The sequence below is a fragment of the Microbacterium sp. BLY genome (assembly GCF_017939615.1).
Lineage (GTDB): Bacteria > Actinomycetota > Actinomycetes > Actinomycetales > Microbacteriaceae > Microbacterium.
Genome location: NZ_JAGKSR010000001.1, coordinates 252,693 through 271,818, shown reverse-complemented (window position 1 = coordinate 271,818; position 19,126 = coordinate 252,693). Strand labels below are relative to the sequence as shown.

At 72.6% G+C, this 19,126-nt stretch carries 16 protein-coding genes; 10 read left to right on the top strand and 6 right to left on the bottom strand.

Annotated features, from left to right (window positions below):
• Positions 1 to 19 precede the first annotated feature (19 nt).
• Together KAF39_RS01435 and KAF39_RS01430 are read left to right on the top strand one after the other, a co-directional pair.
• Positions 20 to 1,249, top strand: a complete 1,230-nt coding sequence (locus KAF39_RS01435) for an ATP-binding protein (protein ID WP_210675625.1) — start codon at positions 20 to 22, stop codon at positions 1,247 to 1,249.
• Entirely contained in the window at positions 1,242 to 1,901 is a 660-nt protein-coding gene (locus tag KAF39_RS01430; protein WP_210675624.1) for a response regulator transcription factor, read from the top strand. The genes KAF39_RS01435 and KAF39_RS01430 overlap by 8 nt, the downstream gene beginning before the upstream one ends.
• A 10-nt stretch (positions 1,902 to 1,911) precedes the next feature.
• On the opposite strand, the gene KAF39_RS01425 is transcribed toward KAF39_RS01430, so the two are convergent.
• The 5 genes from KAF39_RS01425 to KAF39_RS01405 all read right to left on the bottom strand — a co-directional run bounded on the left by KAF39_RS01425 (position 1,912) and on the right by KAF39_RS01405 (position 10,424).
• Positions 1,912 to 2,319, bottom strand: a complete 408-nt coding sequence (locus KAF39_RS01425) for a DapH/DapD/GlmU-related protein (protein WP_210675623.1) — start codon at positions 2,317 to 2,319, stop codon at positions 1,912 to 1,914.
• Positions 2,320 to 2,400: 81 nt separating this feature from the next.
• Positions 2,401 to 3,174 carry an Fpg/Nei family DNA glycosylase gene (locus KAF39_RS01420; protein ID WP_210675622.1) on the bottom strand — a complete coding sequence of 258 codons (774 nt, stop codon included), beginning with the start codon at positions 3,172 to 3,174 and terminating at the stop codon, positions 2,401 to 2,403.
• Complete coding sequence (locus tag KAF39_RS01415; protein WP_210675621.1) at positions 3,174 to 3,962, bottom strand: EI24 domain-containing protein; 789 nt, start codon at positions 3,960 to 3,962, stop codon at positions 3,174 to 3,176. The genes KAF39_RS01420 and KAF39_RS01415 overlap by 1 nt, the downstream gene beginning before the upstream one ends.
• A gap of 47 nt (positions 3,963 to 4,009) precedes the next feature.
• Positions 4,010 to 8,593: an ATP-dependent helicase gene (locus KAF39_RS01410; protein WP_210675620.1), complete on the bottom strand. Its 4,584-nt coding sequence runs from the start codon at positions 8,591 to 8,593 to the stop codon at positions 4,010 to 4,012.
• A 148-nt stretch (positions 8,594 to 8,741) separates the two neighbouring features.
• Positions 8,742 to 10,424 carry an ABC-F family ATP-binding cassette domain-containing protein gene (locus tag KAF39_RS01405; protein WP_210675619.1) on the bottom strand — a complete coding sequence of 561 codons (1,683 nt, stop codon included), beginning with the start codon at positions 10,422 to 10,424 and terminating at the stop codon, positions 8,742 to 8,744.
• A 283-nt stretch (positions 10,425 to 10,707) separates the two neighbouring features.
• On the opposite strand from KAF39_RS01405, the gene KAF39_RS01400 reads away from it, so the two are divergent.
• Positions 10,708 to 10,983, top strand: coding sequence for a hypothetical protein (locus KAF39_RS01400; protein ID WP_210675618.1), 276 nt, complete (start codon positions 10,708 to 10,710; stop codon positions 10,981 to 10,983).
• Here the strand turns inward: KAF39_RS01400 and KAF39_RS01395 are convergent.
• Positions 10,956 to 11,636, bottom strand: coding sequence for an alpha/beta fold hydrolase (locus KAF39_RS01395; protein ID WP_307805003.1), 681 nt, complete (start codon positions 11,634 to 11,636; stop codon positions 10,956 to 10,958). The genes KAF39_RS01400 and KAF39_RS01395 overlap by 28 nt on opposite strands.
• A gap of 66 nt (positions 11,637 to 11,702) precedes the next feature.
• Here KAF39_RS01395 and KAF39_RS01390 point away from each other — a divergent pair, with 66 nt between their 5' ends.
• The 7 genes from KAF39_RS01390 to KAF39_RS01360 all read left to right on the top strand — a co-directional run bounded on the left by KAF39_RS01390 (position 11,703) and on the right by KAF39_RS01360 (position 19,117).
• Entirely contained in the window at positions 11,703 to 12,308 is a 606-nt protein-coding gene (locus KAF39_RS01390) for a DUF4916 domain-containing protein (RefSeq protein WP_210675617.1), read from the top strand.
• 176 nt (positions 12,309 to 12,484) lie between these two features.
• Positions 12,485 to 13,969, top strand: a complete 1,485-nt coding sequence (locus KAF39_RS01385) for an APC family permease (protein ID WP_210675616.1) — start codon at positions 12,485 to 12,487, stop codon at positions 13,967 to 13,969.
• Positions 13,970 to 13,983: 14 nt separating this feature from the next.
• The gene (locus KAF39_RS01380) at positions 13,984 to 14,766 is read left to right on the top strand and encodes a gamma-glutamyl-gamma-aminobutyrate hydrolase family protein (RefSeq protein ID WP_210675615.1); all 783 of its coding nucleotides are present in this window, start codon (positions 13,984 to 13,986) and stop codon (positions 14,764 to 14,766) included.
• Positions 14,767 to 14,801: 35 nt separating this feature from the next.
• Positions 14,802 to 15,566 (top strand): SDR family NAD(P)-dependent oxidoreductase, encoded by a 765-nt coding sequence (locus KAF39_RS01375; RefSeq protein ID WP_210675614.1) that lies wholly within the window; start codon positions 14,802 to 14,804, stop codon positions 15,564 to 15,566.
• Entirely contained in the window at positions 15,551 to 16,936 is a 1,386-nt protein-coding gene (locus KAF39_RS01370; protein ID WP_210675613.1) for a glutamine synthetase family protein, read from the top strand. Before KAF39_RS01375 ends, KAF39_RS01370 begins: the two co-directional genes overlap by 16 nt.
• Before the next feature lies 1 nt (position 16,937).
• Positions 16,938 to 18,380 (top strand): aldehyde dehydrogenase, encoded by a 1,443-nt coding sequence (locus KAF39_RS01365; protein ID WP_210675612.1) that lies wholly within the window; start codon positions 16,938 to 16,940, stop codon positions 18,378 to 18,380.
• A 14-nt stretch (positions 18,381 to 18,394) separates the two neighbouring features.
• Positions 18,395 to 19,117: a FadR/GntR family transcriptional regulator gene (locus tag KAF39_RS01360; protein WP_210675611.1), complete on the top strand. Its 723-nt coding sequence runs from the start codon at positions 18,395 to 18,397 to the stop codon at positions 19,115 to 19,117.
• Positions 19,118 to 19,126: the final 9 nt, after the last annotated feature.

The window sequence follows — 19,126 nt, the reverse complement described above, 5'->3', positions numbered from 1 at the left end:
CGGATGGTTGGATGACGGTATGCCCTCCGCCGTCCCCGCGCCCCCCGGTTCCCTGCCGGCGACCGCGCGGCCGGCACTGACCCGCGACCGCGACAGCCTCGCGACGGGCGTGAGCGCGGGACTCGCACGACATCTCGGCGTGCGCGTCGGCCTCGTGCGGGCGTTCTTCCTCTCCCTCACGCTGTGCGGCGGCGCCGGCCTGCTCCTCTACGCCTGGTGCTGGACGTTCATGCCGTGGGCGGAGGGGACGACGGCACCCACGCGACGGCTTCCGGTCGCCTGGCTCCTGCTCATCCCTGCGGCCATCGGCGCCCTCGTCGTCGTGGGCTGGCGCGGCGGCAGCGACTGGCTGACCGGCTCGATCCCTCCGGGGGCGGCGGCCGTGGTCGTCGGGGGCACAGCCGTGTGCGCGACCGCGTCCGGGCTGTGGGCGACGCTCGTCGACCGCACCGACACCGCACGCGGGCCCCGGCACACCACCACCGTGCGCATCGTCGCCGTGCTGCTCCTCGGCCTCGTGTTCGTGCTGCTGCTGTCGTGGCCCATCGCGCGCTCCGGCGTCGTGCTCGTGCTGCTCCCGCTGGCCGGGCTGGTCGCGGTGGTGGCCTCGGCCCTCATCCCGCGATGGCGGGAACTCGCCGGCGAGCGGGTGCGTCGCATCCGCGAAGAGCAGCGCAGCGTCATGGCCGCCCACCTGCACGACTCCGTGCTGCAGACGCTCGCCCTCATCCAGAATCGGGCCGGGGCGTCGAGCGAGGCGGCCCGCCTCGCCCGGGCGCAGGAACGGGAGCTGCGCGCGTGGCTCTACGACGGGGATGCGCCGGCGGACAGCGACCTGCCGACCGACCTGCGCGACTACGCGGCGGCGCTGGAGATCGACCACCCGGTCCGGATCGACGTGGTCTCGGCCGGGCTGTCGGCGGAACGGGCGAGCGGCGAGCTGGCCGCCGCGGCGCGCGAGGCGATGCTGAACGCCGCGCGGCACGCCGGCGGCGAGATCTCGGTGTACATCGAGGGGCGCATCGACGGGGTCGACGTGTTCATCCGGGATCGCGGTCCCGGGTTCCGGCTCGCCGACGTGCCCGGCGATCGCCTCGGTGTGCGGGAGTCGATCATCGGCCGCCTGCGCCGCGCCGGCGGCACGGGTTCCGTCCGCAGCGACGACGCCGGCACCGAGGTGCATCTGTGCCTGCCCACGACCACCCCGTCCCCGGAGCGGGGCGCCGTCCGTCAGGAGCCCCGTGGCTGACCGCCTCCGCGTCGTGATCGTCGACGACCACTCGATCTTCCGCTCGGGCCTGCGGGCAGACCTCGACGCGAGTGTCGAGGTGGTCGGCGAAGCGGCAGACGTCCCGGCGGCGATCGCCGTGATCGCGGAGACCGCACCCGATGTGGTGCTGCTCGACGTGCACCTCCCCGGAGGGCCGGGCGACGACGCGGCCGGTGGTGAGGCCGTCATCCGCGGCTCGGCAGCGACGGCCACGCGCTTCCTCGCCCTGAGCGTGTCGGACGCGGCGGCCGACGTCGTCCGGGTCATCCGCGCCGGTGCGCGCGGCTACATCACCAAGGGCTCATCCGGAGGCGAGGTGAGCGACGCCGTGCGCGCGGTCGCCGAGGGCGACGCGGTCTTCTCGCCGCGGCTCGCCGGCTTCGTGCTCGACGCCTTCGGTGCCGTCGCCGGCGAGACCGCCACCGCGACGGACGAACTCGACCGGCTCTCCTCCCGCGAACAGGAGGTCATGCGGCTGATCGCCCGCGGCTACGCCTACAAGGAGGTTGCGGCCGCGCTTTTCATCTCGATCAAGACCGTGGAGACGCACGTGTCGTCGGTGCTGCGCAAGCTGCAGCTCTCCTCCCGGCACGAACTGACGGCCTGGGCCTCGGAGCGCCGTCTGCTCTGAGCACGCCCGGTCAGGCGGCCAGCCAGAGGCCCTTCTGGTCGGTGGCGACGGTGAGTCCGGCCGCGACCGTCTCGTCGTCGCCGATCCGCGCGCCCCGCGCGATGCGGGCTCCCGCGCCGATGTCGGTGCGGACGCCGACGTGTGCGTGGTCGCCCACCGCGGCACCCTGTCCGACGTGCGCGTGAGCGTCGATGTACGCGCCCTCGCCGACCACGGCATCCTCGTCGATCCACGCGCCGCGGGCGATGATCGCGCCGGCTCCGACGCGCGCTCCCGGTTCGATGTAGGCGCCCGCCTCGATGTGCGCCTTCGGGTGCACCTTGGCGCCATGCGCGACGAGGCCACGGCCGTTGGCGTGCTTGCGGTACCGCAGCGTCGCTCCGTGGTCGTTCTCAATGTCGACGTAGTTCTTGCCCACGATTCCTCCCGTGCTCCGGAGTTCTCCGGATATATCAACAACCACGGAAGGGGGAGATTCATTCCCTCGGATGGATACCGGTCAGCGCTGGCAGCGCGGACACCAGAAGGTGATCCGTTCGCGGGTGGGATCCGCCCCCAGCTCGCCGCGCCGGATGAGCGTTCCACAGCGCCGGCAGGGGCGTCCCGCGCGTCCATAGACCCACGTGGCCTGCCCCGGGCGATCGACGCCCGTGAAGGTGCGGTTGCGGCGGTCGCGATTCGCGCGGATGGTGCGCACGCCCAGGTCGAGCAGAGCCGCGACGTCGACCTCCGGTGTCGGCGTGGTCGGCAGGATTCCACGGAGGAACAGGAGTTCTGCGGCGTACTCGTTGCCGAATCCCGCGACGTTGCGCTGGTCCAGGAGGGCGACGTGGATGGGGCGGGTGTCGGCGCCCAGACGCCGCGCCGCCTCCATCGGGTCCCAGTCGGCGGCGAGCGGATCGGGGCCGAGGTAGCCGACGAGGTCGTCCTCGTCGCGGGTGGGTACCACCTCCACCTCCGCGATGTCGACCCCCACCGCCTCCTGCTCCGCCGTGCCGACGATCGCGCGCACCTTGAACGCCGGATGCCGCCACTTCTCCCCGGGCCGATACACGAACCAGGCGCCGTCCATGCGCAGATGCGAATGCAGCGTGCTCTCGCCGATCCGCAGCAGGAGGTGCTTCCCGCGGGGCACCGCGCCGTGCACGCGCTGTCCCGTCAGATCGAGGGTGGCGAAACGCGGCACACGCAGGTCGAACCGCGTGACGTCGCCGCCCGCGAGCGCCTCGTCGAGGCGGCGCGCGGTGCGGAAGACGGTATCGCCCTCAGGCATCAGGCCGTCCCGCGAAGGGGACCGTGCGGTCCGGGCGCGGCCGCGACGGCGGCGAGCGGGGTGCGCGCCTGCATGTCGCGCGCCAGCATCGTGCTTCCGGCGACCGCGGCGGGCATCACCACGACCGCGCCGCCGGGAATGAGGAAGCACAGCTGCGTGGCCACCCCGAAGCCCAGCACCCGGGCGCGGCTGCCGGCGAACAGTGCGGCGCGGTCGGCCGGGCTGAGATCGCGGGCATCGAACGCACGGCCGGTCAGCTCGCGAGCGAGCAGGCGCCCGGTGAGCACGACACCGGAGACCGCGCCGAGGAAGCCGCCGATGCCGGGGACGAGGCCGATCAGCAGCACGAGGAGCGCGATCAGGATGCCCAGCACGACCAGGCGGAGCCCCTCGCCGACGGTGGTCCAGAAGCTGCCGCCATCCGCGGGAGGCGGATTGCCGAGATCACGCTCCACGGCGTGCCAGATGCGCTGGTAGAACGGGTCGCCGATCGTGAGGGTGAGGGCGCTGAACACCGAGCTGGCCAGCGCGAGTGCCGCGGCGACCACCACGAGGCCCACCGCGGTGCGCAGGAACCCGCGCCACGGCTCCGTCCACCCGTCGGCGAAGGGCGTGAGCCAGGCTGAGAGCGACGGCATCGACAGGATCAGCGGTACGAGAGCCGCGGCGAGGAGCACGAGCGCGATGATCGCGGGAACCAGCCCGAGCGCCATCAGCCCCGGGCGGGTGCGCCATACGCCGAACCCGCGGAACAGGGTGCGGATGCCGGCGGTGAACTCTCGGATCATGGCTCCAGGGTAGGGGTGGGTCGGTGGTGGTCGGGGTGATGCCGGCGTCAGACGGCCTTGCGGAGGGTGAAGCCGCGCGGGGTCTGCACGAACCCCGCCTCCTGCAGCGCCCGCCCGAGGATCGTGCCGTAGACGCCCTCGCCGTTCACCTTCTCGACGGTGAGGGTATCGAGACGACGTTCCCTGGCCGTGGTCGCGAGGTCGGCGGCAGCGGCCTGGAGCACCTCCTCGTCGTCCGTGAAGCACAGCACCGTCCGTCCGCCGCGCTCGAGCGACAGGACGAGGGCGCCGTCGACGAGCACCACGAGCCCGCCGGCCTTGCGCCCGGGGCGATGCGAGACGCCCTCGAGCTTCGGCCAGCCCAGCGCCGCGCCGTAGGGGTTGGCGGGGTCGGTGGCCGCCAGGGTGACGGCCTTCCGCGGTGGCGGATCGGCGAGACCGGCGTACGTGCGGAGACGGTCGACCGTGGCCGAGGCCGCGAACTGCGCGGCGCCGAGCTTCTCGATCACGTAGCCGCGGCGGCAGTGCCCGGCCTCCTCGAACCCGGCCAGCACGCGGTACGCCTGGGCGAAACCACCGGGGACGCCCTCCGACTGCACGGCACCGCGGGTGACCACTCCGTAGCGGTCGAGGAGCAGTCCGGCGGTGACGGTCGCGCGCCGCGCCGGATCGGTCTCGACCTCGGGGAGCAGCGACCACCGACCGCCGATGGAGGTCGGGCGCGGGGCCGTCCGCGTGAGGGACATGCCGCGATAGGTGCGCGCGCGCGGCGCGCGGCGCTTGACCTTGTGGGCCTGCGAGCCCCCGGTCAGCAGCGAGCGGATCGGCGCGAACGTGTCGTTCGTCACGTGACCCGACCAGGTCAGCGACCACAGGGCCTCCAGCACCGACTGCTCGTTCTCGGCCCCGGTCATCTCCTTGAGCTGCGCGGCGAAGTAGGCGCCGCCCGCCGCGAGGGCCGCGAGCAGGCGGGCCTCCAGAGACTCCGCGGCGATCTCCGCGTCCGGATCGGGCAGGGTGAACGGGGCGAGGTCGGCCGGGTGCAAGGAGACCCACCCGTCGCGTCCGGGGAGCGTGCCGTGCCCGGACCAGATCACCTCGCCGGCGGCGGTGAGCTCGTCCAGCATCGACGGCGAGTAGTCGCGCACCCGCGACGGCAGGACCAGCGACTCCCAGGCGCTGGCAGGGATGGGTACGCCGGCGAACTGCTCGATCACGGTCAGCACGCCGTCGATGCCCTCCGGGGGGCGGCCGAGATGCTGCCAGTCCGGCAGGAAGCGCGCGTAGGCCTCCGGTGACACCGGCTCGACGGATCCGCGGATCGCCGCGAGCGACCGCATGCGCAGCCGGCGCAGCACCTCGGTGTCGCACCATTCGATGTCGTCGCCGCTGCCCGCCGCCGTGGGCAGGAAGTACCCGCTCGTGAGGCGTCCGCTCGTCTCCAGGCGCTGCAGGGTGTGCCGGGCGACGGCCGTGCCGAGTCCGAACCGCTCCGCGACAGCGGCGGTCGTGAAGGGGCCGTGGGTGCGGGCGTGACGGGCCACGAGGTCGCCGAGGGGGTCCGCCAGGGGCTCGAGGAAGGCCACGGGGATTCCGGTCGGCAGGGCCGCCCCGAGCGCGTCGCGCAGACGCCCGGCGTCCTCGATCGCCGCGACCCTCGCCACCCCGGCGATCGTGACCGGGATCGCTCGTCGCGCGGTCACGAGGTCGTCGAGCAGCGTCGCCGCGGTCGCCCCGCCGAGCGAGTCCGGATCGAGGCGTGCCGCCACCTCGTCGGCATCGAGCGGGCCGAGCAGCCGGAGCAGGTCGGCGACGCCCTCCAGGCCGCGCGCCCGACGTTCCGGATCGAGCCGCTGGGCCTCCCGCTCGAACTGGGCGATGACATCGGGGTCGAGGAGCTCGCGCAGCTCGACCGTGCCCAGCAGTTCGCCCAGCAGCGCCGGATCGACGGACAGCGCGGCCGCGCGGCGCTCGGCCAACGGCGAGTCGCCCTCGTACATGAACGCCCCGACGTAGCCGAACAGGAGGTCGCGCGCGAAGGGCGAGGGCTGCCCCGGCTGTGTCTCGACGAGGCGGATGCGGCGGTCGGCGATGCTCGTCGCGAGCTTTCGCAGCGACGGCAGGTCGTAGACGTCCTGCAGCACCTCGCGGAGGGTCTCCAGGATCACGGGGAAGGTCGGATGCCGGCGCGCGACCTCGAGCAGCTGGGCCGAGCGCTGGCGCTGCTGCCACAGCGGCGTGCGGCGGTTGGGGTTCGTCCGGGGCATGAGCAGCGCCCGCGCGGCGCACTCCCGGAACCGCGAGGCGAACAGTGCCGAGCCCCCGACCTCCTGCGTGACCAGCTGCTCCAGCTCATCCGGATCGAAGACGAAGAGCTCCGCACCGGGTGGCTCCGACTCGGCATCGGGGATGCGGACGATGATGCCGTCGTCGCTCGCCACCGCGGAACCCTCGACGCCGAGACGCTCTCGCACCCGCGCATTGATCGCGAGCGCCCACGGCGCATGCACCTTCATGCCGTACGGGGAATGCAGGATGACGCGCCAGTCGCCGACCTCGTCGTGTCCGCGCTCCACCGTCAGCGTGCGATCGGTCGGCAGGGTGCCCGTGGCCTCCCGCTGCTCGGAGAGATGCGCGAGGAGGTTGGCGCGCGCCTGCTCGTCGAGCCCGGCCGCGATGAGCCGCTGCTCCGCCTTCTCCGGCTTCGCGGCGGACACCTCGCGGGAGAACGCCCCGAGCGCCTCGCCCAGCTCGAACGGGCGACCGATGCCGTCGCCGTGCCAGAACGGCACCTTTCCCGGCTGCCCGTAGGCGGGGATGACGTTGACCCGGTCGTGGGTGATCTCGGCGATGCGCCAGCTCGTGGTGCCCAGGGTGAACACGTCGCCGACGCGGGACTCGTAGACCATCTCCTCATCGAGCTCTCCCACCCGGGCGCCCGTGGACTCGCCCGCCACGAAGACCCCGAAGAGGCCGCGGTCCGGGATGGTGCCGCCGCTGGTCACCGCGATCCGCTGCGCGCCGGGGCGGCCCGTGAGCGTGCCGGCGTCGCGATCCCAGACGAGCCGCGGGCGCAGCTCGGCGAACTCGTCGGAGGGGAAGCGCCCGGCCAGCAGATCGAGCGTGGCCTCGTACGCCGAGCGGGGGAGGGACTGGAAGGGGGCCGAGCGGCGCACCGTCTCGAACCACTCCTCCACGCTGATGGCGCCGAGGGCGCTGGCCGCGACGGTCTGCTGGGCGAGGATGTCGAGCGGGTTGCGCGGCACCTGGATCGCCTCGATCTTCCCCGCCAGCATCCGCTCCGTCACGATCGCCGTGTGCAGCACGTCGCCCCGATGCTTGGGGAACAGGGCCGCACGGCTGATCTCGCCGACCTGGTGTCCGGCGCGACCGACGCGCTGGAGCCCGGAGGCGGCGGACGGCGGCGCCTCCACCTGGATCACGAGGTCGACGGCGCCCATGTCGATGCCGAGCTCCAGGCTGCTCGTGGCGACCACGCAGCGGAGCACCCCCGACTTCAGCTCCTCCTCGACCTGCGCGCGCTGCTCCTTCGACACCGATCCGTGGTGGGCCTTGGCGAGCACCGGGTCGGCCCCGGCGGTCGAGCCTGCCTGCGCCATCATCGCAGCGGGCACGGCCGGTTCCGGAAGTGCGACCCCGGTCCGCTCCGCGTAGATCTCGTTCAGCCGTCCGGTCAGCCGTTCGGCGAGGCGGCGGGAGTTCGCGAAGACGATGGTCGAGTTGTTCTGGAGGATGCGGTCGACGATCGCCTCCTCGACATGCGGCCACACCGATCCGGTGACCTCGGTATACTCCGCATCGATTCCGGGAGCCTCCGGTGGTGCCCCGGGAGGGGGTGGGGGGTTGGTCATGTCGTCCATCGGCACGACCACGCCGAGCTCGAAGGTCTTCGATGCCGGGGGAGCCACGATCTCGACCGGGTCGGCGCCACCGAGGAACCGCGCCACCTCGTCGATCGGGCGCACGGTCGCCGAGAGGCCGATGCGCTGCGCAGCGGTCTCCGCGCCGTGGGACCGGCGGAGCGCATCGAGGCGCTCCAGGCTCACCGCGAGGTGCGCGCCGCGCTTGGTGGCGGCGACCGCGTGCACCTCGTCGATGATGACCGTGTGCACGTCGCGCAGGGTGTCGCCGGCCCGGCTCGTGAGCATGAGGTACAGCGACTCGGGCGTGGTGATGAGGATGTCGGGCGGATCGGACACGAGCTTGCGGCGGTCGCTCGACGTGGTGTCGCCCGAGCGGACACCCACCGTGATGCCGGGGGCGGTGAGACCGAGTCGGCGCGCGGACTGGCCGATGCCGATGAGGGGTGAGCGCAGGTTGCGCTCCACGTCCACGCCGAGGGCCTTCAGCGGGGAGATGTAGAGGATCCGCGTGCGGGACCCGTCCTTCTTCGGCTCCTCCGGGAGGTCGGCGCGCTCGCGGAACACGCTGTCGATCGCCCAGAGGAACGCCGACAGGGTCTTGCCGGAACCCGTCGGGGCGACGACGAGCGCGTGCTTGCCGGCGGAGATCGCCTCCCACGCGCCCGCCTGCGCCGGCGTGGGTGCGGTGAAGGCACCCCGGAACCAGTCCTGCGTGGCCGGGGTGAAGCGGTCGAGCACGTCGCTCATGCCTCCATCATTCCCGACCCCACCGACATCCGGCCCGGACCTTGACACCCACCGGCCCCCCGCACGACCCCGCTCCGCCCGCACGACCGAACCGCGGTTCCGGTCGTGCGGGCGGAGCGAGGTCGTGCAGGCGGAACGGGTGGTGACGTCACCCCACCTCCTGCAGATGCCCCTCCGCATCGATCTCGAGGGTGAGGTCGAGGTCGAGCCGGGCGAGGAAGGCGTCGTCGTGACTCACCACGAGCACGGCCCCGCGATACGCCCGCAGCGCCTCGACGAGCTGGTCGACCGTGTCGAGGTCGAGGTTGTTGGTCGGCTCGTCGAGGACGACGAGGTGTGGAGCCGGGTCGGTGAGGAGCAGCCGGGCCAGGGCCACCCGGAACCTCTCTCCGCCGGACAGCGCCGACACCGGGCGGTCGGCCGTGCCGCCCCGGATGAGGAATCGCGCGAGCCTGTTGCGGAGCTCCTTCTCGGGCACCTGGGGAGCCGCGGCCGCGATGTTCTCGACGACGGACCGGTCCTCGTCGAGACCGTCCACCCGCTGCGGCAGGTAGCCGATCCGCTCGGTGAGCGCCTCGGCCCGGAGCTCCGGCCGTTCACAACTCAGGAGATCGGTGCCGTTTTCCGCCGCGGGGGTCTGATCCGGGCGGGCCGCACCCTCTTCTCCTGAGTTGTGAACGGGTCCGGAGACCAGCCGCTCCAGGAGCGTCGTCTTGCCGGCGCCGTTGCGGCCGATGAGGGCGACGCGCTCCGGTCCCTGGATCACCCATGAGCGCTCCGGCCCGCCGAGCTCGGCGATCCGGCGGCTCCGCGACACCTCGGGATCCGGCAGCTCGATCTTCATGGAGGCATCGGAGCGGACCCGTCGTCCCGCCGCATCGTGCGCGGCGCGGGCGGCCTCCTCCTTCCCACCGACCTCGGTGCGCAGCTTGCCGGCGGTGACCTCGGCGGCCATCTTCCGGCCGTGCGCGATGATCTTGGGGACGCGCTTCTCGACTTCGGCTTTCCTGGCGGTCCGAGCCCGGTGGGCGAGCTTGACCTCCGCCTCGATCCGCTGCCGCTTCTCCTTGCGGAGCGCCTGCGCGGCGGTGACCTCGGCCTGCTTCGCGGCGTCCTGCTCGGCATCCAGCCAGGCGCGCCATTCCGAGTAGGGTCCTCCGAACACGGAGAGGCTGCGGCCGTACAGCTCGGCGGTGTCGTCCATCAGCTCGAGGAGCGCGAGGTCGTGGCTCACGACGATGAGCGTGCCCTTCCAGCTCTGCACCATCGACGCGAGGGCCGCCCTGGCGTCGCGGTCGAGGTTGTTCGTGGGCTCGTCGAGGAGCGTGATCGGTGCGCGTCGCAGCCGGATCCCGGCGATCGCGACGAGCACGGCCTCTCCGCCCGACAGCTCCCCGACCGTACGGTCGAGGAAGTCGGGGGCGAGCCCGGCCTCCGCGAGGGAGGCCTCCGCCCGCGCCTCGACGTCCCAGTCGTCGCCGACCGCGTCGAAGTGCGCGGGGTCGACATCGCCCGCGGTGATGGCCCGCACGGCGTCGAGGGCCGGGGCCACCCCGAGGAGGTCGGCCACCCGGCGGTCCACGTCGAGCGTGAGCTGCTGGGGGAGGAAGGCGACCTCGCCCGAGGTGCTGAGAGAGCCGGAGGTCGGGGTGAGCTCCCCGGCGATGAGCCGGAGGAGGGTGGACTTGCCGGCGCCGTTGCGGCCGACCAGTCCCGTGCGCCCGGCGCCGAAGGCCCCGGACACGCCGTCGAGCGCGACCGTGCCGTCCGGCCAGGTGAAGGAGAGGCGGTCGAGGACGACCGCGGCGTGCGAGGAAGAGGGCTGTGACATGGGTGTCTCCTGTCGAGTGCGAGGGTGCACTGACACCGAGCCCCTGCCGGTCCGTGGAGTCACGGGAAGCGGAGGAGAGGGTCTGCCGGGGAGTCGGCGATCGTCGGGTCAGCGCGCGGGATGAGAGGCGCGGAGGCGACGGATCAGATCAAAGGACTTCCAGACACGGCGGACAGGACGCCCCGACGATACCCGGGCGTGTCGCGCCGCGCAACTCCCGGGCGTGTCGCGGGTCCGCCGCGCGGGGGATGCGGCGCCGGCCGAGGGCTCCTACCGTGGAGGCATGGCAGACCACGGCACCCCCAGTCCCGAGGAGATGCGCGCACGGACGGGCCTCGGCGTCGGTCTCGCGCTCGGCGTGGCCATCGGCGTCTCGATGGGGATGGCGCTGAACAACTGGGTCCTCGGTCTGGCCATCGGGATCTCGATCGGCATCCCGCTGTCCGTGGCCTTCCGCGGCTCCGGGGGTGGCACCGCGGACGGATCGGAGGACGCCGATGGCACCGACGACCCGCACCCCGGTGACGACGCTCAGGACGGGCGCGGCTCCTCCGCCTGATCCTCGCCGAGCCCTTCGAGCCAGGTCGTGAGGAACCGGTGCACGTCGCCCAGCTCCTCCTCGGAGATGCTGTGGGTGAGTCCGCTGTAGACACGACCGGACAGGGACGCGTGCGCGGGGAGCCACTGCGCCGTGTGGTCGATCAGCGGCAGGGGGATGACGTCGTCGTGCGTCCCGCGACCCCAGAAGACCGGCGGGCGCACCTCCGCGAGGCGTGCGTCGCCGGGGAGGGCGTCCGGTGCCGCGTATCCGCTCAGGGCGACCACCGCGCCGAGACGCTCCGGAGCGAGCCGGAGCGCCTGCAGGGACACCGCAGCGCCCTGCGAGAATCCGAGGAGCGCCACCGACGGGGCGTCCGCCGCGGCGTCGTCGAGCCAGCGCAGGAGCGCCTCCGCGGCGGCGGTGACGGCGGCGGAACTGCGCCCGTCGAGCCCTTCGATCGGGTACCAGGAGCGACCGGGTGTGGGCCACGGCGGGGCGAGGGGGGCGGCGACGGAGGCCACGGCGATGCCGGAGGGCAGATACGGGACGAGCCCGAAGAGGTCGTGTTCGTCCGCACCATAGCCGTGCAGCAGCACGAGCAGCGGGAGACCGGCGCGGTCGGTGGGGGACCACCGCGTCATGGCGTCGTCGATCGTCAGGTTCTCGGTCACACCGTCATCCTGCCAGGGCTCGCGGCGGTGCTGCCCATCGGGGAGGACGGCTGGTAGAAAGGAGACATGGCGGTGCGCACACCCGATCCGGAGCCGGAGCCCGACGACGAGGGTCTCGGTTCGTTCCGCGATGCGAACCCGCCGGCGCCGGACGCGAACCCCGGCTGGCTGAGCGACGTCGAGCTCGAAGAGGCGCGTCGTCATCTGCCCATGCTGTACGTCGAGGCGATCCCCGTGCGCACGGACGGCTCCGGTCAGGTCACGGAGATCGGCGTCCTGCTGCGGTCCACGCCGCTGGGCGAGATCACGCGCACGATCGTGTCGGGCCGTGTGCGGTTCGGGGAGACGATCCGCGACGCGTTGTTCCGTCATGTCGAGAACGATCTCGGTCCCATGGCGTTCCCGCTCCTGCCGCCGCAGCCGCTGCCGTTCACGGTGGCCGAGTACTTCCCGATCCCGGGCGTGAGTGCGTATCACGACGATCGCCAGCATGCGGTGTCCCTCGCCTTCGTGGTGCCGGTGACGGGAACCTGCGAGCCGCGGCAGGACGCCCTCGAGGTGACGTGGTTCTCCCCGGAGGCGGCGGCGTCCGATGCCGTCGCGGCCGAGATGGAGGGCGGCCGCGGCACGCTCATCCGGCATGCGCTCGCGAGCCTCGGCCTCCTCCGCTGACGCCGCTTCCCGAGCCCCGGGGTCCCGCCGAGGACCCGGTTCATCCGCGCGTGCAGGGCGGGGCGGGGGTGACGTGTCGGGGTTTCGGGGACGTGATTGGGAGAAACCCTTGTGCGGATCCGGACTAATGGGCTAGAACTTAGACCATTAGTCCAATCGGCAAAGGATGCTTCGACATGGATGCTTCGACAACGACGTCGCCGTCCGCAGGACAGCACCGCGAGCGCACGCTCCGCGGCAACCTCGGCGCGGTCGCCGTCACCTTCATGGTGATCGCGGCCGCCGCCCCGCTCACGGTGGTCGGCGGCCTGGTGCCGATCGGCTTCCTGGTGGGCAACGGCATCGGATTCCCGGTCATGTTCCTCGTGGCCACGGTGATCCTGCTGCTGTTCTCCGTCGGGCTCACCGCGATGAGCCGGTACCTCCCGCGCGCCGGGTCGTTCTTCGTCTTCGCGACCCACGGACTGGGCCGTACCCCGGGCCTGGCCACGGCCTACCTCGCCCTGGTCTGCTACACGACGGTGCAGATCGCGGTGTTCTCCTACCTCGGTGCGACCATCAGCTCCAGCATCGCGCTCCTCGGCGGGCCCGAGATCCCGTGGTGGCTGCTGACCCTCGCCTCCGTCGCCCTCGTCGGGGCGCTCGGCTACCGGCAGATCGAACTCAGCTCGCGCGTCCTCGTCGTGGTGCTGCTGGCTGAGATCGGCATCGTCGTGCTCCTCGGGGCCGTGATCCTCGTCACCGGCGGCGCCGCGGGGGTGACCTTCGGTTCGTTCCTCCTGCAGAACGTGCTCTCCGGGGCTCCCGCGCTCGGGCTGATGTTCGCGATCGCGAGCTTCATCGGGTTCGAGTCGACGGTCGTGTACCGCGACGAGGTGCGCCAGCCGGAGCGGACCATCCCGCGGGCCACCTACGCGTCCGCGATCGTGATCGGCGTGTTCTACGCCTTCGCGGCCTGGGCGGTCGTCGTCGGCGTCGGGGAGGGGGCGATCATCGAGGAGGCCGCGGCCGATCCGACGACGCTCATCACCCGGGTCACCGAGCAGTATCTCGGACCGGTCGGCTCCATCGCGGTCGCCCTGCTGTTCCTCGGCAGCATGTTCGCGGCGGTCCTCTCGCTGCACAACGTGCTCACCCGCTACCACCATGCGATGGCGAACGCCCGCGTGCTCCCCGACCGGCTGGGCACCGTGCACACCCGTCACGGTTCGCCGCACGTCGCCTCGCTCGTGCAGGTGACGACGTCGGGCCTGGCGATCGCCCTGCTCGCCGTCCTCGGGTTCGCACCGGAGAACATCTTCTCCTGGTTCGCCGGCATCGGCACGCTCGCGATCGTCATCCTCATGGCGGTCACCTGCCTCGCCGTGATCGTCTACTTCGCCCGCACCCGGGAGCTCCGCAGTCCGTGGCACACCGTCATCGCGCCCGGTCTCGGCTTCGTCGGACTCGCGGTGTCCGCCCTGCTCATCGCCGCGAACTTCCCGCTCCTGGTGAGCGACGTCGATGCCGACGGCAACCCCGCCTGGGGGCCGATCAGCATCACGCTCGTCGCCGTGGTCGTGATCGCCCCGGTCATCGGCCTGGTCCAGGCCGCCGTGATGCGGGCGAAGACCCCCGAGGCGTACGCGCAGATCATGCGCCGCTTCGACGAGAACGCCTGACCCCGAGACGAAGGATGGACATCATCAGCCTCTCCGCCCCACCCCGCCCCCTCATCGGCATCTCCGGACGACGCACGAGCGGCGCCGCGATCGGAGCCCCCACCGGCTTCGCCGACGCCCCGTTGGAGGCGTACCTCAGCGAGTACGCGACCTCGGTGCTGCGCGCCGGCGGCCTGCCGGTGCACCTGCCCATGGACGCCGCCCCCGATGAGCTCGTCGATCGTCTCGACGGTGTCGTCATCGTCGGCGGGGACGACGTGGACCCGCGCCGGTACGGGCAGACGCCGGGACCGTTCACACCGCTCGTCGATCCGGCGCGCGACGAGTTCGAGTCGGGGCTCATCCTCGCGGCCCTGGCCCGCGCGGTCCCGCTGCTCGGGGTCTGCCGGGGCGCTCAGCTGCTCAACGTGGTCCGCGGCGGGACGCTGCACCAGCACCTCGCAGCCGGCGAGGGCGAGTCCCACGGGTCCTACGCCTACCCGCGGGCGCACCGCGTGCACGAGGTGCGCACGGCCGCCGGCAGCGTGGTCCACGGCCTCTATGGCGAGAGCACCCGCGTGAACTCGTTCCACCATCAGGCCGTCGACGTGCCCGGCGACGGGGTCGTCGTGACCGGTTGGGCCTCGGACGGCGTGGTCGAGGCGATCGAGCTGGAAGGCCTTCCGGCCGTCGGTGTGCAGTGGCACCCCGAGACGTTCGGCGGTGATCCGGTCTTCGACTGGCTGGTCGGCCGGGCCGCCGCCCGCACCGCGGACTCCGCGCCCGCGGACACCGCCATCTCGCAGGGCGCCGTCTGAGCGCCCACCCCCTGACGGACGACAAGGAGAACGACATGCGACACACAGGCAAGAACGCCTTCATCACCGGGGCGGGCTCGGGGATCGGCCGGGAGACCGCCCTCCGCCTCGCGAGCGAGGGCGCGCGCATCCTCGTCACGGACGTCTCGGCGGACGGGGCGGCCGAGACCGTCCGGCTCATCGAGGAGGCCGGGGGCACCGCGCTGTCCGCCGTCGTCGACGTGCGCTCGCGGGAGCAGATCCGTGCCGCCGTCGCGACCGCGCGGGAGGCGTGGGGAGCCCTGCACCTGCTGGTGAACAACGCCGGGGTGGTGACCGAGCACTCGTTCGAGACGCTGACCGAGGAGGCGTGGGACTTCGTCTTCGACATCAACCTCAAGGGGCAGTTCCTCGTCGCGCAGGAGGTCGCCCCCCTCATCGCGGAGTCCGGCGGCGGCGCCATCGTCAACCTCTCCACGGTCGAGGCCCTGGTCGTCGTCACCAGCACCGGTACCGCGCAACCGCACTACAACGCGAGCAAGGGCGGCGTCCCGATGCTCACCAAGGCACTCGCGGTCGAGCTCGCGGCGAAGGACATCCGCGTCAACTGCGTCGCTCCCGGCCCGATCGCGACCGACTTCTTCGACTATGAGAGCGTCACCAGCGCGGAGGCCCTGGAGTTCATGAAGCAGCGCCTGCTGGTGCCGCGCGTGGGCCTCCCGGCCGACATCGCGGCGGCCGTCTCCTGGTTGCTGAGCGACGAGGCGTCCTGGATCGACGGCATCCAGCTCCCCGTCGACGGAGGGTGGCTGACGCGATGATCGACGACGTGCGCCTCGCCCCGGACGAGCTGGAGGCCGCGGGGATCCGGACCGTGATCGTGGCCACCCCCGACCTGCAGGGGCGGCTGGTCGGTCGCCGCATCCCCGTCGAGGGCTTCGGCCGCGTCGTCGCGAACGGCGTGGACATCTGCACCTGCGCGTGGGCCTGGGACATCGACCAGGGTCTCGAGCTCATCGACCAGAACCGGTTCGCGCTGTGCGGCATGCACAACGGCGTGCCCGACGTGACGCTGATCCCCGACCTGGACACGCTGCGCCCCGCGGCCTGGCTCGACGGAGTCGCGATCTGTCTCGCCGACCCCGTCGACGTGCACACGCACGAGCCGATGCCGCTGTCGCCGCGGGTGATCCTGAAGCAGGAGCTCGCGCGGCTCCGCGGCCTCGGGCTCACCCCGCTCGCCGGCACGGAGCTGGAGTTCTACCTCTTCCGCAACGACCCGCGGGAGCTGCGTCGCTCCGGATTCCGCGACCTGGACCCGACGACTCTCACCCCGTCGGATTTCATGATCCACGAGGGCAACCTGTACGAGCCGTTCTTCCAGAAGCTCCGTTCCGATCTGCGCGCGAGCGGGATCCTCGTCGAGGCCGCCCAGAGCGAGTGGGGCCTCGGACAGTGGGAGATGACGTTCGAGTACGGTGACCCGCTGGAGATGGCCGACCGGCACGCGCTGTACAAGCTCGCGGTGCGGGACACCGCGGCCAGGGCGGGCATGTCGGCGACCTTCATGGCACGACCCCTCAACGATCAGCCGGGCTCGTCGTGCCACATCCACGTGTCGTTCGTGGACGACGAGGGCACCGCGCTGTTCTGGGACGAGCAGGCCGAGGACCGCCTGAGCGGCCGCATGCGCGCCGCCATCGCGGGGGCGTTGGAGCACGCGCCGGCCCTGATGGCCTGGTACGCCCCGACCGTCAACTCCTACCGCCGCAGCAACTCGACGGACGTGGCGGGCAGCGGCCGCACGTGGGGCTTCGACAACCGCACGACGACCGTGCGCGTGGTCGGGCACTCCGCGGCGGCGCTGCGCTTCGAGTTCCGGCTCCCCGGCGCCGACACCAACCCGTACTTCGCGCTGACCGGTGTGCTTGCCTCCGCTCGCGACGGGATCGAGAAGGAGCGGGTGCTCGGCGAGCCGGTCCGCGGCAGCGCCTACGACCTCCCGGGGGACGGGGCGATGCCCGCCGACCCGTACCAGGCGGCGGCGCTGTTCGCCCGCAGCCCGCTCGTGCAGGAGCTGCTGGAGCCCGAGCTCATCGCCCATCAGCGCATCCTGCTGGAGCACGAGTGGACCACGTTCATGTCCCGCGTGACCGACTGGGACCTGCACCGCTACTTCGATCGGATCTGACATGACCTTCCCCGCCCTGCGCACCTGGATCGGCGGCGTCGCCGAGGAGAGCCCGGACGCCGACGGCACCTGGCTGCACGACCCCAACACCGGCGAGGCGCTGCAGCCGTCCGCATCCAGCAGCCTCGACCAGGTCGACCGCGCGGTCTCCGCCGCGCAGGAGGCGCACGCCGACGCCCGGTGGCGCGGGCTGCCGCCGGAGGACCGCGCTGCGGCCCTCGATGCGCTCGCCGCCTGGCTGGACGACCGGGCCGAGGCGGTCGCGCGGCTCGACGCTCTCAACAGCGGCGTGCCGATCGCGGTCACCCGGCTGTTCGGCGGGGCGAACGGAGCCACCCTGCGCGATGCCGGCCGCCGGGCGGTGGCGGTGGGCGACGTGCGGGCGCTCCCGGCGGATCAGGGCGGGGTGCACCTGCACCGCGTGCCCTGGGGGCCGACGGCCCTCATCCTGCCGTGGAACGCGCCGAGTGCGATGGCCGTGAAGAAGACCGCGTTCGCGCTGGCCGCGGGCGCGACGGTGGTGCTCAAGCCGTCGTCGTTCTCGCCCTGGAGCGCGCAGCTGCTCCTGGAGGGCGTTCGCGAGGCGGGCATCCCGGACGGGGTGGTGAACCTCGTGCAGGGCAGCGGGGGCGTGGGCCGGGCCCTCGTCGCGGACGAACGCATCGCGGCGATCTCGATGACCGGCTCCACGCCGACGGGCCGGGCGATCGCCGCGACCGCCGCGCCGCGGTTCGCGCGGCTGCAGCTGGAGCTCGGATCGAACAACGCCGCCGTCGTGCTCCCGGACGCCGATCTCGCGCAGGCCGCGCGGGCGCTCGCCGACGGCGTGCTGAAACTGTCCGGCCAGTGGTGCGAGGCGCCGCGCCGGGTGCTCGTCGACCGTGGACGCCGTGCGGAACTCGCGCACCTGCTGATCGCGGAGTTCGCGCGCCGCACGCTCGGATCCAGTCTCGACGACACGACCGAGGTGGGACCGGTGGCGTTCGCCGCCCGACGCACCGAGCTGGAGGAGCAGCGGGACCGCCTCGCGACCGCCGGGGCGGAGCTGCTCCGCGTCTCGCGGGTGCCGGAGACCGGCTGGTACTTCGCTCCCACCGTGGCGGTGCTCGACGGCCCCGGTCTCGCCGACGAGGTGTTCGGCCCGATGCTCCTCGTCGGCGGCTACGACGACGAGGAGGAGGCCGTGCGGATCGCGAACACCGGTCAGGTGGGTCTCGCAGGCTACGTGTTCGGCGCCGACGAGGAGCGGGCGGCCGCCCTCGGCGCGCGGCTGGTCGCCGGGGAGGTCAAGATCAACGGCACGAGCGTGCTCGACATGTCGCAGGAGTCCGCGCAGAGCTTCTTCGGCGCGAGCGGACTGGGCGGGCACGGCGACGACGATGTGCTTGACTTCTTCGTGGGGAAGCAAGTGGTGGGGCGGGATCGCCCCGGCCTTCCCCTCTGACCGGAGGAGCATGGATGGGCGAGCGTGACGACGCGCCGCACGACTTCTCGCGTGCCGCGCTCCAGCCCGTCTCCGGGTACCAGGCGGTGGCCGGGTACCTCCGTCGGGAGATGGCGCTCGGCCGCATCCGGCCCGGCGACCGGCTGCCTCCGGAGCGCCGCCTGGCCGAGCAGCTGGGGGTGTCGCGCGAGACCCTGCGGCAGGCGCTGCGCATCCTCGAGGGCAGCGGTCAGATCGCGATCACCCGGGGTGCATCGGGCGGCGCCATCGTGCAGGACGCCGCCCTCGACCCTCGGCTGATCCGCGAGGAGGTGCGGCAGCGCTCCACCGAGATCGGCGACCTCACCGAGTTCCGCGAGATCGTCGAGTCCGGGGGAGCGGCGCTCGCCGCGGCCCGCCGGACGGCGGCCCATCTCGACGTCATGGCGCGCGCGCAACGGGATCTGGCGGCGGCGGAGACCAAGGCGGAGTCGCGCATCGCCGACACCGATTTCCATCTCGCGCTCGCCGAGGCGTCCGGCAACTCCTTCGTCCGGGAAGCGGTGGAGGAGGCGCGGGTGCGGATGTTCGAGCCCGTCGACCTCATGAGCTTCGATTTCGTCAAGGAGTCGAGCTGGCACGCGCACGAAGAGATCCTCGAAGCGGTCCGCCGGGGCGATGCGGCGGCCGCCGACGCCGCGATGCGTGCGCATCTGCGTACGACGCGCGAGGAGTTCACCCGCGTCGTCGAGCCCTGACCCGCTCGT

Coding starts and splice junctions, on each gene's coding strand:
- KAF39_RS01410 (WP_210675620.1), bottom strand. CDS start 8,593: ATGAGCGACGTGCTCGACCGCTTCACCCCGGCCACGCAGGACTGGTTC.
- KAF39_RS01400 (WP_210675618.1), top strand. CDS start 10,708: ATGGCAGACCACGGCACCCCCAGTCCCGAGGAGATGCGCGCACGGACG.
- KAF39_RS01385 (WP_210675616.1), top strand. CDS start 12,485: ATGGATGCTTCGACAACGACGTCGCCGTCCGCAGGACAGCACCGCGAG.
- KAF39_RS01360 (WP_210675611.1), top strand. CDS start 18,395: ATGGGCGAGCGTGACGACGCGCCGCACGACTTCTCGCGTGCCGCGCTC.
- KAF39_RS01420 (WP_210675622.1), bottom strand. CDS start 3,174: ATGCCTGAGGGCGATACCGTCTTCCGCACCGCGCGCCGCCTCGACGAG.
- KAF39_RS01390 (WP_210675617.1), top strand. CDS start 11,703: ATGGCGGTGCGCACACCCGATCCGGAGCCGGAGCCCGACGACGAGGGT.
- KAF39_RS01365 (WP_210675612.1), top strand. CDS start 16,938: ATGACCTTCCCCGCCCTGCGCACCTGGATCGGCGGCGTCGCCGAGGAG.
- KAF39_RS01380 (WP_210675615.1), top strand. CDS start 13,984: ATGGACATCATCAGCCTCTCCGCCCCACCCCGCCCCCTCATCGGCATC.
- KAF39_RS01435 (WP_210675625.1), top strand. CDS start 20: ATGCCCTCCGCCGTCCCCGCGCCCCCCGGTTCCCTGCCGGCGACCGCG.
- KAF39_RS01405 (WP_210675619.1), bottom strand. CDS start 10,424: ATGTCACAGCCCTCTTCCTCGCACGCCGCGGTCGTCCTCGACCGCCTC.
- KAF39_RS01375 (WP_210675614.1), top strand. CDS start 14,802: ATGCGACACACAGGCAAGAACGCCTTCATCACCGGGGCGGGCTCGGGG.
- KAF39_RS01415 (WP_210675621.1), bottom strand. CDS start 3,962: ATGATCCGAGAGTTCACCGCCGGCATCCGCACCCTGTTCCGCGGGTTC.